Source organism: Leptospira adleri (genome assembly GCF_002811985.1).
Taxonomy (GTDB): domain Bacteria; phylum Spirochaetota; class Leptospiria; order Leptospirales; family Leptospiraceae; genus Leptospira; species Leptospira adleri.
The window spans coordinates 1-13,695 of sequence record NZ_NPDU01000015.1 but is presented as its reverse complement, the minus strand read 5'-3'; the positions used below and the strand labels follow the sequence as shown (position 1 = coordinate 13,695).

Below are 13,695 nucleotides of genomic sequence, written 5' to 3'. Positions count from 1 at the left end.
CACCGGCTCTTTTCATATTAACACGTTCTCCCGGGAGAATCTCTTGAAGTCCAAGCCTTTCCTCTGGTATCCAGTCTTACTTTTTTTCGCAATCTTTCTCTTCGATAAACTTTTCTTCCTCGATACCGTAAGAGATTACGTAAAACAGGAATTCACTTACATCTACTATGACGTTAAAAAAGAACTTCTAAAAGAGATCGTTTCCAAATACGGAACCGACGGGGAATACGAAAAGAATTCTTCCAAAAAGAAAAAGCTCATGATTCTTATGGGATCTTCCCGGATGCTCTATTTTCAGAATTCGGATCTTGAAGCCTTTTATCCGGACTGGGACATCTACAACCTTTCCTCCGCGGTCACAACTCCCGCGTATTATCTTTATTTTTTGGAAGGGCTTGTAAAGGGAGGAGTTAAGCCGGATCTCGTTGTGATCGAGACCGACCCGTTTCAATTTAATAAGAACAGCACTACATTCAAAAAGTCGAATTTAGCAAACAGCTTCGATCCGATTTTTATTCTTAAATACTCTTGGACGTTGGGAAAGGAAAACGTTAACTATTTCTTCGGGAATTATCTTTTCGGCGTAAGCTATAACAAGCCGTATATCGGCAACGTCGTTAAACGTTTGAAGAACGAGAACTTCGAGATCGGCGAGATGCTCAAGTCGATGACGATCGCCACTCTCAAAAACGACAAAGGGAATTCTATTTCTCCCGCCGGCGCTTTTGTCGAAAAAGACTTCGGCAAAATTCAGGAATCTGCGGTGAAAACCGTCGGTTGGATTTATCCTTCCTACGCACCTTCGGAAATGCAGTACGAGTTCTATCAAAAAATTCTTAACTTATTGAACGAACGTCGCTGGAGATCCTTGTTCGTGAAGCCGGGTTCTTCGATTCCGATGGAAAAAGTTTTAAACGAACTGAATATTCCCGAACCTTGGTTCGAGATCGTTCGACCGATGCATGAAAAGGCGGGGATCCCTCTGATCGATATGAGTAAGGATTCTTATTACGCTTGTAATACTTTTGCGGATAGCGGTCATATTTCTCTGGATTGTTATCGTCCCTTCATCCGTTTTATTCTTCTTCACTACTACCTGGATCCGAAGTAATTTTCCGGAATTTCTTGACTTTTGAATTCGTTTCCTTAACGTTTGGGAAAAGTTTTTAAACTCATAAGGAATATCATGAAACAATTCTGTTTGTCTCTGCTTGCGGTTCTTGCCGTTTCCTGTTCTACGATTCCGGGCGTGGAAAATAAAGGAAAGGATCAGGAAATTCAAATTCTTCCGCCTAACATTCGTGTGGAAAAATACAAAGACACATTCAATATGAAAGCGGAAGGTCCGGTCGTTACGGATTGTTCCGGCAAACCTTGTACTCCGGAACAACTGGACGGTTTAAAACCGGATCAGATCAAGAAGTTTAAGAAGAACGGAGCTTGGAAAGAATACCAAGAGAAGGAAGATTCAGCGACCAAGAAAAAAATCAGCGTTCTGATTCGTACCGGAGAATACAAAGACGATAAGAGAGAAGGCTCTTGGAAAACTTTGTATGAAACCGGAGAAGTTCTCAGAGACACTCCTTACGTCGCCGGTTTGAAAGAAGGCGAAGAAAAAAAATTCAAAAGAGACGGAGTGCAAACCGAGAGCACGCTTTACAAAGCGGATAAGAAGAACGGTCCTTATTGGAAAAAAAATAACGAAGGCCTGATGGACGAAGAGGGCGCTTATAAGGACGATCAGAAAGACGGGGTCTGGACCGAATACTACGCGGAATCCGGTCAAAACGGAGCGAAGAAAAAAGTCTCCACTTATTCCAACGGCCTAAAACAAGGCCCGGAAACTTCTTATCATAAGGACGGAAATACGGTTCAGAGCGAAGGTTCTTATAAAGACGATCTGAAAACCGGAACTTGGAAAACCTATTACGATAACGGTTCGATTCAGATGGAAGGAGGTTATAAACCGAAGCCGGCTCCCGCGGATGAAAAGGAAAAAGATCCGAAGGAAAAGAAAGCGCTTCGTTCCGGCTACTGGAAAGAATATTATAAAAATGGAAATATCTTTGCGGAAGGTCAGAGAGAACATACTCGGAAAGGAGTTTGGAAGTTCAACTGGAGCAACGGAAGTCCGGCTTACAAAGGCGAGATGATGAACGAATTTATGATGTCTTCCGCCGAAGCCTATAACAAAGAAGGACAGTTGATAGGAAAAGGGAAACTTCAATTTTCCATCATGAACATAGACGAGGCGACTAACGAGCTAAAGGCGAGCTATAGACCCGATATTCCGTTCACCTATTACAAGAACGGGGCAAAACAATTCGAGATTTTGAGCGAGTCCAAGGCGATCGAATACGACGAAAGCGGTGCGAAGCTCGGAGAAGGTCCTATCATGCCGGGAACCAATAAGAAGAACGGTTGTTGGTCGGTAGGTTCCGGTAAGACGTATTATATCAACGGAAACGAAAACAAAAGAATGGGAGAAATGCAGGGCTGTAAATGAGTCCAATTCTTTTTTGATCTGAATTCTTTGGTCCGACAAATCGAATCTGCTGAAAAAAGATGGACGAACGCTTGAATTCCGTCTTTGGAAACGTTTTTGATTCTTTCGAGTTGATTTGGTGGAGCCTTGGTTCCGTTTTCGAGGAGAGAAGTCGTTCGGATTCTTTTCATCGGAAATAACTCAGGGACAGGAAAGACGATACGAAGAATGAAAAAAGCAGAAGGAGAGCCTTCTGCTTTTTTGTTTTCGGGGGTGAATGCTTTTTCGAATTCTCCGATAATATCGTATGAGCATTGACACGAATCCTCGTTTCTTTTGGAAACGCGACCTTACGATTTTTATTCCGACTGCAATTTTATTTTTTATTCTCGGTTTTATATTGCGAAGCTGCGGATCAGAAATTCATCGATCGGCAAAGGTGACATACAACGGTTCTTTTACGCAAGGGACCTTGGTGTTTTTGGATCAGAATAAACTAAGATTGAAAGACCCAGATCAAGAGATCTCGATGGAGACAGTCGAAAAAATAGAATTCTTTCCGGAAGAAACTCCTGCAACTTCCGCGGAACTTTCGGCGAACGATAAACTTTTTGTAGGGACGTATCAACTCAACGTCGGACCTCATAAGGGACTTCTTCAACTTTTCGGCGGGAAGAACGGCCGTCTTTACGGGAATCTAAAATTCTCCAATTGGGGAAAGGGCAAGTGGGAATCAATCGGAGCCCCTTTTATAAAAGGAAATCAGATTCAATTTGTAAGATCTTGTTCCGGCGTGAGATGTTCCGAGATCGGGAGTAACGTTCCGTTTTCGCAAAAATACGTCGGGGTCTTGGAAGGTCGTTCCATTTCCGGAACGTACCGGGGGAACAACAGCTCCGGAAACTGGGACGCGAAGAGATAATATTTTCCAGGGGCTCCGCCGTCGTAGTTCCGACCTGAGCCGAAAAACAATCGCGCACCCCACCCTGAATTTGGGCGGTGGAGGCGGGTCCGCGGGAAAAAAAGGGAGACTTTTCTCTATCACAGAAAAACCATTCTCGCAAGAGAGATATTCAACCAATCCTTTGTCGGAACTCCGACAAACCTCTAAGAATTTTCTTGACTTCCGCGTTCCGACTTTCTTCGGAAATCTCTCGGACGATCCATTCCCATTCTTTCCCGGATAGGAGTGTTGTTTTTTCAGGCCGGCAGGATTCTAAACAAATCCAAACCGCAAGGGATCTGTCTTGCGTCACACGAACTCGTAATAAGGGAATTCGCTTGAAGCAGATCCTACATTCTCCAATTCTTACATTATGGAAAAAGATCTTCTATCTGGAGAAGACGTCGAGTTTGCCAGGATCACCCTGGAGACTCTAAAGAAAGAATTAAGTAAAGAAATTACCGGCCAAGACGACGTGATCCGCAACGTCCTCGTTTGTCTCGCTTGCCAAGGGCACGTTCTCTTGGAAGGAATGCCGGGGCTTGCAAAAACTCTGCTCGCGAGATCTCTCGCTTCCGCTTTGGATTTGGATTTTAAAAGAATTCAATTTACTCCCGATCTTTTGCCGGCGGACCTTGTGGGAACCGTTGTCTTTAATCCTAAGACGACCGAGTTTGAAACGAGAAAAGGTCCGGTCTTCACGGGAGTTTTACTCGCAGACGAGATCAATCGCGCTCCCGCTAAAGTGCAATCTGCTCTTCTGGAAAGTATGGAAGAGAAGACCATCACCATCGGAGATAAAACCTATAAACTCGATCGACCTTTTCTGGTAATCGCGACTCAAAACCCGATCGATCAGGACGGAACCTATCCTCTCCCGGAAGCGCAGATGGACCGATTTTTTATGAAGGTCAACGTCGGCTATCCGGCGTTAGACGAAGAAATCGCCATCCTAGATCAGCACGGACGTTTGAATACGGAGAACGGAAAGATCAAAAAAGTGGTTTCTTCGAAGGAAATTCTGAGACTTTCCTCTCTTCTGGACAACGTTTTTATCGAGGAGAAAATCAAGTCTTATATCGTTCGTCTCGTGCGAAACACAAGACCGGAAGAAAGAACGATCCCGGAGCTGATCCCTTATGTCCGTCACGGCGCGTCTCCGAGAGCGTCTTTGAGTATATTAAAAAGTTCTAAAGCAAACGCTCTGCTCAACGGAAGAACGTATGTGATCCCCGAGGACGTCAGAGTATCGCTCGTGGAAATACTAAGACATAGAATTCTTCTCACCTTCGAAGCAATTTCGGAAGAATTGAACGTAGAATCCCTGATCAACACCGTTGTCGAGGCGACTCCGGTTCCATAAATCTTTATGATTCGTAAGGAATTTTTATCCATTCTTTCGAGCCTCGAATTGGGCCGCAGAACCCGTTCCTTTCGCGAGAAAGCCGGAAATGCGGAAAGTTCGAAACGCGGCAGGGGACTCGATTTTAAGGACGTTCGTCTTTATAGTTTCGGAGACGACACTCGTCTTATCGACTGGAACGTCACTTCCCGTTTCGGAGAACTTTATGTTCGGGAATTCTACGAAGAAAAAGAAAGGCAGGCGATTCTTTTTTACGACGTCTCGAGTTCCATGGAATTCGGTTCGGGAGAATTTTCACGTTCCGAAAACGCGTTTCAAGTTTTAGCGCTTCTTTCCCTTCTCTATGTTCAAAAAGGGAATCGTGTGAAAATCGTTCTTTTTAGCGACCGGGTAGAATGGGAAACAGACTTTCTCCGATCCCGAGACGAACTCCTTCCGACACTCCAAAAAATATCCAACAAGGATTTGGTCGAAAGAATCTCCGATCCCCTTCTTCCGTTTCGATATCTGAAAAATCGGATCCATAGACACGCGGAAGTATATTTGTTAAGCGACTTCATCGGAATCGGAACTCTCAAAAAATATTCGAGTCTGAAAAAACTCTACTCTCTCCACGCAGTTCGATTTCGGGATCCCATAGAAATGGAACCTCCGAAATCCATGCTTTCCTTTTTTTACACGAGAGATCCCGAGGAAAAAAATGGGGGGCTTTTTGCGAGGACTCTCGCGCCGGAATACGAGACAAAAGCGTTACGTTCTTTTTTCCAGGGCTCCTTATTGGATCTGACCGGCTTGGGGCCGGACTTTAAGAATATAATCCGGTATTTTTCAAAATGAAAAAAAGGATTCAAATATTCGTATATTCTTGGATTATAATATTTGGTTCTTCACTGTTGGGGGAAACGGTTGAAACCCTCTCTCCGGAAAAGGTTGTGATCGCGCAAAAGGTTCGTTATGAACTCAAGTGGACTCCCGGAGAAATCAAAGAAATCATAGCCCCGCAAGTGGGAATCCATTTTGCGGAAGGAGTTCCCGATCTTCCCTGGTTCGAAGTTCTTCTTTCCGAAAAAAAGGACACAAGGATCGCGCTCGAGATTTCCTTTTACGCGACGGGCGAATTTCCGATCCCGGTTTCCTGGACTCTCTCGAACGGAGAACGGGAGTCTTCTCAAAAAAAAGTTATAGTAGAATCCGTCCTCGCCGATTCGGATACGGGACCTTCGGACATCATTCCCCCTTTGACTTTTTCAGGATCTTATCTGGGAAGACTTCTCGTTTTCCTGGCGCTTTTCGGAATTCTTCTCGCGTTTGGAATCTATGCTTATCGATTGTATGCGAGGCAATCCTCTCCGTTGGACGCGATCATACAAGCGACCCCCCGACTGGAAAGAATGGAGGTTTATGAAATCCGTCTGAGAGAACTTTTAAAAAAAGATCCGATTTCTGCCCGCGAGTTCGCGAGACTTTTATCCGGTTATATCCGGGAAAAGGCGGCCAGTCTTTCCGGCAAAAAAACCTCCGCGTTTACCGAAGCGCAACTCTTCCGATTCTTATACGATCAGTTTCCCTTTGAAGAGAAAGAGCTTCAGTCTTGGAGAAAATTTTTGACCGAAAAAAAATTCAGACCGGGAGAAATCTTTCTCACAAAAGAGGACGCTGACGACAAGTTTTCGCACTGGAAAGAGGCTTGGGATAAATCATGAATTTTGAATATCCTTACGCGCTTCTATTCCTCGCTCCGATCTGGATCTGGACTTTAATATATTATAAAAGAGGAATGTATCTTCAGAGAATGGAGATCCGACTTCCGGGAAGGAGACTGGGTTCTTTTTCGAAATTGGAGACGTTCGGAATTCTTCTTCCGGTCCTCCGCCCGATCGCAATCAGCTTTCTCGTGGTCGCCCTCGCCGGGCCTGGAAAGAAAGTCACCTTTCTTCCGGATGAAAAAGAAGGAGTGGATATCATGATCGCTCTCGACGTTTCGGGATCGATGTCGAGAAGCCGCGATTTTCTTCCGGAAACGAGACTGGGAGTTTCTAAAAAACTGCTTCGCCGCTTTATCGAAAAACGGCGGAATGATCGGCTCGGGCTTGTGGTCTTTGCGGGAGCCGCTTATCTACAAGCGCCTCTCACCGGTGATCGGGAATCTTTAAACGAAATTTTGGGAACGATCGAGGAAGAAACCGTGGCGGAGCAAGGCACTGCGATCGGAGACGCAATCATTCTCTCCACGTATCGTCTTCGAGCTTCCCGCGCTCGCTCGAAAGTCATCGTTTTGATAACCGACGGAGTTTCCAATACCGGTAAGATCGATCCTGTGACGGCGACCGATCTCGCCGAACATATCGGAGCCAAAATTTATTCGATAGGAATCGGAAAGGAGGACAGTTCTTACGAGATCAATTTCGAAATCTTACAGGAGCTTTCGGCGAACACCGGAGGCCAGTTCTTTCGCGCCGAAGATCCCGAAGAAATGAAAGAAGTGCTCGCTTCGATCGATTCATTGGAAAAAGATCCGCTCGCGGCTCCTCCGAAAGAAGTTCGGGAAACAGAATACGAACTCTGGCTCTATCGCGCGCTCGCGGTTTTACTCTTAGACTTGATTTTACGATCTTTCGTGTTCCGGTATTACGTATGAGCTACGAGTTCTCCGCTTATCTCAAAAGCATCTTCTATGCGGTCCTCGCTCTTTGGTCTATATATTCGAGTATTAGAATATATTTAATTTATAAAATATCCGATTGGAAAATCCGGTATCCCGGTCTGGAGCGGACTTCCTCGTTTCCGAAGGCAGGAATCGTTGCGGGAAGAATTCTGCTTTTATTTGTGACTTTGATCTGCATCTTCTTCTCGGGATGGAAAACGGATTATAAGGACGAAAAAAAGGAGGAATCGTTTCGAGGAGTGGACATACTCTTTCTCGTGGACGTCAGCCTTTCGATGCAGGCGATCGACAACGTCCCGACCCGGCTCGCAAAGTTCAAGGAAATCCTTTTGAGAATGTTGCCTTCATTAAACGGAAATCGTTTCGGAATGATCGTCTTTGCTGCGAGTCCGTTTTTATACTGCCCCATGACTTCGGACATAGCCGCGTTTTCAGATTATGTCAGAGGATTGGACGTGGATATGGTCGGAGATCGGGGGACGGATCTAAAGAAGGCCTTTCAAAAAGCGGAAGATCTGTTAAACTCTGAAAAAGTGTTTCGCAATCGAATTCTTATTTTGGTAACGGACGGGGAAGATCAGAACGATCCGGAGCTCGTTTCCTTCCCCGCGAATTTTCAGATCTGGGCGGCCGGAACCGAAACCGGAGGTCCGATCGCATACAACGACGAAGAGTCGGGACTGAGCGGATATCTTTTGAGGGACGGGACCTTGAGCCCGAACGCGAATATTCCCGGAGTAATCCGGTCGAAGATGAACCCCGCTTTTTTGAGGGAACTTGCCGGTAAAAATAACGGAGCCTTGTATTCTTTGGAAACAAATCCGCCCGACGCGGAGTCTTTTCAGAAGGAGATCCGTTCTTTAGAGGAAAATCTTTATTCGCGTAGAAAGGATCTGAAACGCGCGGAAGGTTCCGCGAAATATCTCCTTGTCGCGATTCTTTGTATGCTTTTGGACTGGATCTTTGTGGAAACGTTTTTATTCTCCCGAAAAAAAGGGGCGGTGGCGGCGTGAAACAGTTTAGTATATTAGAATATTCTATATTTTTGATTCTTCTTTTGTTTTCCGTCCCCGCGGGCGCGGTGGAATTGGATCCGGGCGGCAATCGGATCGGCGAAGCTCTGGAGCACTACAATCAGGGAGAATACCCGGATTCTTTGCGTAAATATCAGGAAGCTGAATCCTATTTTCCGGAAGATCCGCGTTTGGAGTTCAATCGCGGGGCCGTTGAGTTCAAAGCCGGAAACTTGGACAAGGCCATCCGTCATTTCGAAAAGTCGGCGGCTTCGTCCTCGCCGGAAGTACAATGGAGATCCCGTTTTAATTTAGGAAACAGTTATATGCGCGCCGGCGATCGAAAGAAGGCCGCGGAAGAATACATCAAGGCTCTCAAACTCAATCCGGAGCTCAAGGAGGCGAGAAAAAATCTCGAATATCTGAGACAAAATCCTCCTCCTCAAAATTCTCAGAATCCGGCTCCCAATTCCTCCAATCCCAATCAAAAGAATTCTCCTTCGCAAAAAGGAAATCAACCTCAGAATAGAAACGATTCTTCCTCAAACGGAGACGTCGTCGGAGAATCTCCTCGGGATAAAAAAGGAAAGTTAACCGAAGAGGAAGCGAAACGGATTCTGGATTCCTTGGATCTCAATCAGATCCGAAGAAAGAGCCGTAAGAGCCGCGACAGAGAGGTTTTTTGGTGAAAAGAATCCTATCGGTTTTACTTTTTTTAGGAACGTTCGCGCTCGGTGCGGAAGAAACCAAATTCTACGTTACGCGAAACATGTTTCATCTGGGCGAGGAGTCGTACGCGGTTTTCGAAATGGATCTCAATTCCAAATATACGATTCCTCAGAATTCGTTTTCAAACGGAGATATCACCGTCTTTTACTCGGGCGTTGAAGAGAATACTACGATCATCAACTTCCAGGTTTTTCGCAAAAGACTTTTGAAGTTTAGAATCAAGGCCGCCAAACAAGGAGTTTTTCCCCTTCCTAATCTGAGCATCGAAGTCAACGGTAAGACGTTTACGCCCGGCGCGGTTCAGGTCCAGGTTCTTGCGAGAACACAAACCGCGAGAAGTCGCGGGGGAACTTTCTTCGATCGCTTCTTTCAGTTCGAAGGAGAAGATCTTCCCGAGAACGCTGATCTTCGCGTATTATTTCAGACGAGTAAAAAACAAGCCTGGATCGGAGAACCGATCATCGGATATTTCACGCTCTATTATCGAGACGTACGAAAGCCTTACTTCGACCGCAACCCCGCGGACTCGATTCAGTTTCCTTATTTTAGAAGCGAGGTTTTGTCGGGCGTCGCCGTAAAAATTCCGGAACAGATTTTATACGAGGGAAACGTCTACGACGTCGCGGTTTATAACAAGGAAATCTATTCTCTCATTCCTCTTCGTCCCGGCGATTTTTATCTCGGCAAAACCACGTTCTCTCTGGAAGGACAACTGCAATCCTACTTTAACGTAAAGACTGTTTCCACGATTCCGAATCAGATCACGGTTCGCCCTCTTCCCAAATACGAAGGAAATTTCAGCGGAGGAGTGGGCAAGTTTAAGACTCAGATAAGAATCAAAAACGATTCCTCCGAAATAGCCGTGGGCGATACCCTTTATTTGACTGTGATCGTAGAAGGGGAAGGAAATCTTTCTTCGGTTTCGGATCCGTTCTCCTCCGCTTGCCGCGGAGGGAAAAATTGTTTTCCCCAGGCCACGTTGTATGACACACATCGATCTTGGAAATTCACGGAGTTGGAAAACTCGGGTTACGGATTTTATTCCATAGCGAGATTCGAATACGGAATTCCGATGACAAAAAAAGGAATTTGGAAGGAAGAATCCAAAGTTTTTATCTACTTCGATCCGGATTCCGGATCTTATAAAAACGCGATTTTAGAATTTCCATCCGTTGAAGTCCGCGCGGAGTCCGAGAGAAAAAAAAATCAGATCGATGAGAAGTCGGTCGAACGGGCTTCTTTCGTTTCCTTAAATCATATTCTATTCTTATCCATAGGTTTTTTAATTTTGTTTTCGGTTTTCTTTTCCGTTTGGATTCGATCGAAAAAAACGGAGAACACGTTTCGATTCTTTGATTGGATTCCCGGTGCGATCAGAATCGCCGGCGGACCAATATTAAAAGAACTTGACTTGCTGGTAGGGAGTAAAAGAGGCTTGGTATTAAAGCAATCTCTGCTGTCAAAGGGGATCTCTGAACCGGACGCTTCCTTTCTGGCAAACATTTCCCGGACGGAATCCAACTTTGTCGAAATCTTCCATCGATTGAACTCGGGTGGAAAAAAAGATTTGCTTCGAATCGCACAAACGATCGTTAAAAAATTAAAGGAGGAAACTTAAGTGAGCGAAGAAATCAAAGGAAGAATTTCCGTAGAAACGGAGAACATATTTCCGATCATTAAGAAATGGTTGTATTCGGAAAAGGACATATTCATTCGAGAACTCGTGTCCAACGCAAGCGACGCGATCACTAAGTTAAGAAAAATTTCCCTTTCCGAAGAATTCGAAGGCGGCACCGATTACAGAATCGACCTCGACTTCGATCAGGAGAAAAGAATTCTTACGATCGAAGACAACGGAATCGGAATGAGTTCCGACGAGGTTCAGAAATACATCAATCAAATCGCATTCTCCAGCGCCGAAGAATTTGTCAAAAAATTTCAAGGAGAAGGGGGCAAACCCGAAATCATAGGTCATTTCGGTTTGGGATTTTATTCCTGCTTTATGGTTTCGACCAAGGTTGTGATAGAAACCAAGTCCTACAAAAAAGGATCCGCGGGGGTTCTCTGGGAAAGCGAATCCGGAACGGAGTTTTCTCTGCGCTCGTCCGATAAGACGACACGCGGAACCAAAATCACTCTTCATCTCGACGGAGATTCGGGAGAATATCTGGATCAGTGGAAGTTGAAGGAACTCATCCGTAAATACTGCGATTTTCTTCCCGTTTCCATCTATGTAAAGACCGAACAAGCAAACAAACAAACTCCTCTTTGGTCCGAAACTCCCGCGTCCGTGACAAAGGAAAAATACGACGAATTTTACAACTATCTTTTTCCTTTTTCGGGGGAACCTCTCTTTCACGTACATCTCAACGTAGACTATCCTTTCCGATTGCAGGGAATATTATACTTTCCTAAATTAAAACACGAACTCGACGTAAACCAATCCGGAATCAAACTCTACTGCAACCACGTTTTCGTGAGCGACGATGCGAACGAATTGGTCCCGAAGTTCTTGACCGTTCTCAAGGGAACGATCGACATTCCCGATCTTCCGCTTAACGTTTCGAGATCCTATCTTCAGAGCGATCCGCTCGTGAAAAAGATTTCCGCGCATATCGTAAAAAAAATCGCGGATCGGCTTCACGAGGAATTCAAAAAGAACGAGGAAGAATTTAAGAAGAATTGGGAAGAGATTTCCATTTTCGTAAAATACGGAATGCTCACCGACGATAAGTTCTACGAAGCCGCAAAGGATCTTGTGTTCTTCAAAACCTCGAACGGGGACGTCGTTCGCCTCGACGAATACTGGGCCAAAAATAAGGAGAAGAACGGAGGGAAGGTATTTTACGCGAACGAAGCCGAAACTTCTTCCGTTTATATGGATCTTCTCAAGTCTCAGGGACTCGAAGCGATTCTTGTGGATTCCAGAATCGATTCTCACTTTGTTCAGTTTATCGAATCTAAGAATTCCGAAATGAAGTTTCAGAGGGTCGACTCCGAGCTCGCGGACGGAGTCGTGGATCAGGAAAACGCTTCCGCCTTGGTCGACTCCGAAAATAAAACCGAAGCCGATCGCGTGAAGGAATGTTTTGAGCAGACTCTCAAACGAGACGGACTTGAAATCAAGGCCGAACCTCTCAAAGCAGAAGGAGTTCCCGCGGTCGTCCTTCTTCCGGAACACCTGCGCCGTTTGAGTGAAATGAATCTTATGGGCGGTCAGAAGCCGACGGATCTTCTGAAAAACCATACGCTTGTTCTAAACACTCGTTCCGGTTTGGTCAAAAACATCCTTGCGCTTTCGAAAGGACCTAACCCCGAAAAGGCGGCGAAGCTGATTCGTACCGTATACGATATGGCTCTTCTTTCTTCCAAAATTTTCGGAGAAGCCGAGTTTGCGGAGTATCTCAAACGTACCACGGAGACTTTGGAGGATTTGAGCGCCTCTTAAAAACCCGGAAAAAAAGCTTGGAATTCCGAAGTCGGTCCGATACATATAATGTGCGTTTTATGGACCGATTTCGGAAACAAATTCTCCTCTTCCTGCTGATTCTTTCGGGAATCCTCTCCGCCGAAGAACCTGTAGCTCCAACCTCGCAGCCGATTTCCAGAGCTCCGGAAGAAAACGGGGACGCCCATAAAAACGCCGCGTCGCTCGATAAGGAATACTACGAATACTATTTCCGCACGATTCCGGACGTAGATTCTTTGGAAAAGGCGAAGTTGGAATACAACCTCATCCGTTCCTTTAAGCTGGAGCTCAGAAGAAGAGAGCCGGCGACCCCGCCCGAATATTTAAAACAAATCAAGGCCGCCGGAGTCCGTTACGAACGCGTTCAGCCGGATTCGATTTGGATGCGCGGCATCAAAAATCAAATGCAACACATTAGATTTCAAGAATATATGTATATCGTAATATACGATAAATATTTTTGCTATATTTCCTACGAGATGAATCCCGCGCGTTACGTGATGGAGCCGTATCAGGTACAGTTGATCTTTAAAAAAGAGAATCCGTTCTTTATCAAGCTGCCCGACCCTTAAAAATCCAGTAATAGATCGCCGTTAAGATCAGAATTCCGGAAAAGCCGAGCCCGATCAGGGCGAAAATCTCCAAAAAGTCGAAGTCGTTGATAAAGAGGGAATTCTTTTTGATTCTCGCCAAAACCCGGACTTTACCGAAGGTCTCGAATGTTTTTCTCCGAATCTCGATGCTGTCTCCGGCGAGAACAAACACCTCGATCAAGTCTATCAAAGCCTAAGAGAACCCGGCTCGACCGTTTTCGGAACGTTAACGGAATCGGTTCGGGTGGAAAAGTCCGGCAAACGGGCCTATCTCGTTTCGTATCGGGTTCCGGACGAATCCGGGAAACTTCACGAGATCACGGAACAGGTCGACGAAAATCTTTATCAAAGACTTCGAGTCGGAGACAGCATCGAGATTCGGAGAAAAACATTCGAGACCTTCGGTAAAGTCCGGGTTTTGGCGAGAATCAAAAA

General features: G+C 45.4%; 12 protein-coding genes and 2 pseudogenes. 13 read left to right on the top strand and 1 reads right to left on the bottom strand.

Annotated elements, in window-relative coordinates; translation table 11 throughout:
- Positions 1 to 43: 43 nt before the first annotated feature.
- The 12 genes from CH376_RS07585 to CH376_RS07525 all read left to right on the top strand — a co-directional run bounded on the left by CH376_RS07585 (position 44) and on the right by CH376_RS07525 (position 13,239).
- Positions 44 to 1,111 (top strand): DUF1574 domain-containing protein, encoded by a 1,068-nt coding sequence (locus tag CH376_RS07585; protein WP_100786068.1) that lies wholly within the window; start codon positions 44 to 46, stop codon positions 1,109 to 1,111.
- A 75-nt stretch (positions 1,112 to 1,186) separates the two neighbouring features.
- The gene (locus tag CH376_RS07580) at positions 1,187 to 2,506 is read left to right on the top strand and encodes an LIC20035 family adhesin (protein WP_100786184.1); all 1,320 of its coding nucleotides are present in this window, start codon (positions 1,187 to 1,189) and stop codon (positions 2,504 to 2,506) included.
- Between the two features lie 286 nt (positions 2,507 to 2,792).
- The gene (locus tag CH376_RS07575) at positions 2,793 to 3,407 is read left to right on the top strand and encodes an LIC20036 family protein (protein ID WP_100786066.1); all 615 of its coding nucleotides are present in this window, start codon (positions 2,793 to 2,795) and stop codon (positions 3,405 to 3,407) included.
- A gap of 394 nt (positions 3,408 to 3,801) precedes the next feature.
- Entirely contained in the window at positions 3,802 to 4,791 is a 990-nt protein-coding gene (locus CH376_RS07565; RefSeq protein WP_100786064.1) for an AAA family ATPase, read from the top strand.
- A 6-nt stretch (positions 4,792 to 4,797) separates the two neighbouring features.
- The gene (locus tag CH376_RS07560) at positions 4,798 to 5,628 is read left to right on the top strand and encodes a DUF58 domain-containing protein (RefSeq protein WP_100786063.1); all 831 of its coding nucleotides are present in this window, start codon (positions 4,798 to 4,800) and stop codon (positions 5,626 to 5,628) included.
- Positions 5,625 to 6,494 carry an LB_053 family protein gene (locus tag CH376_RS07555; protein WP_100786062.1) on the top strand — a complete coding sequence of 290 codons (870 nt, stop codon included), beginning with the start codon at positions 5,625 to 5,627 and terminating at the stop codon, positions 6,492 to 6,494. Before CH376_RS07560 ends, CH376_RS07555 begins: the two co-directional genes overlap by 4 nt.
- Positions 6,491 to 7,429, top strand: coding sequence for a VWA domain-containing protein BatA (gene batA, locus CH376_RS07550; protein ID WP_100786061.1), 939 nt, complete (start codon positions 6,491 to 6,493; stop codon positions 7,427 to 7,429). The genes CH376_RS07555 and batA overlap by 4 nt, the downstream gene beginning before the upstream one ends.
- Positions 7,426 to 8,469, top strand: coding sequence for a VWA domain-containing protein BatB (batB, locus tag CH376_RS07545; protein WP_100786060.1), 1,044 nt, complete (start codon positions 7,426 to 7,428; stop codon positions 8,467 to 8,469). Before batA ends, batB begins: the two co-directional genes overlap by 4 nt.
- The gene (gene batC, locus CH376_RS07540) at positions 8,466 to 9,158 is read left to right on the top strand and encodes a TPR repeat-containing protein BatC (RefSeq protein ID WP_100786059.1); all 693 of its coding nucleotides are present in this window, start codon (positions 8,466 to 8,468) and stop codon (positions 9,156 to 9,158) included. The genes batB and batC overlap by 4 nt, the downstream gene beginning before the upstream one ends.
- A complete protein-coding gene (locus CH376_RS07535; RefSeq protein WP_420843533.1) occupies positions 9,155 to 10,816 on the top strand; it encodes a BatD family protein in 1,662 nt (553 codons plus the stop codon). Before batC ends, CH376_RS07535 begins: the two co-directional genes overlap by 4 nt.
- A complete protein-coding gene (htpG, locus tag CH376_RS07530) occupies positions 10,817 to 12,646 on the top strand; it encodes a molecular chaperone HtpG (protein ID WP_100786057.1) in 1,830 nt (609 codons plus the stop codon).
- Between the two features lie 17 nt (positions 12,647 to 12,663).
- Complete coding sequence (locus CH376_RS07525; RefSeq protein ID WP_100786056.1) at positions 12,664 to 13,239, top strand: hypothetical protein; 576 nt, start codon at positions 12,664 to 12,666, stop codon at positions 13,237 to 13,239.
- Here the strand turns inward: CH376_RS07525 and CH376_RS07520 are convergent.
- Positions 13,220 to 13,417, bottom strand: a pseudogene (locus tag CH376_RS07520) (hypothetical protein); the annotation flags it as partial. The gene CH376_RS07525 and the pseudogene CH376_RS07520 sit on opposite strands and share 20 nt — an antisense overlap.
- Here CH376_RS07520 and CH376_RS07515 point away from each other — a divergent pair.
- Positions 13,418 to 13,695 (top strand): annotated as a pseudogene (locus CH376_RS07515) (hypothetical protein); the annotation flags it as partial.

Coding starts and splice junctions, on each gene's coding strand:
- batA (WP_100786061.1), top strand. CDS start 6,491: ATGAATTTTGAATATCCTTACGCGCTTCTATTCCTCGCTCCGATCTGG.
- CH376_RS07565 (WP_100786064.1), top strand. CDS start 3,802: ATGGAAAAAGATCTTCTATCTGGAGAAGACGTCGAGTTTGCCAGGATC.
- CH376_RS07575 (WP_100786066.1), top strand. CDS start 2,793: ATGAGCATTGACACGAATCCTCGTTTCTTTTGGAAACGCGACCTTACG.
- CH376_RS07555 (WP_100786062.1), top strand. CDS start 5,625: ATGAAAAAAAGGATTCAAATATTCGTATATTCTTGGATTATAATATTT.
- batB (WP_100786060.1), top strand. CDS start 7,426: ATGAGCTACGAGTTCTCCGCTTATCTCAAAAGCATCTTCTATGCGGTC.
- CH376_RS07580 (WP_100786184.1), top strand. CDS start 1,187: ATGAAACAATTCTGTTTGTCTCTGCTTGCGGTTCTTGCCGTTTCCTGT.
- CH376_RS07560 (WP_100786063.1), top strand. CDS start 4,798: ATGATTCGTAAGGAATTTTTATCCATTCTTTCGAGCCTCGAATTGGGC.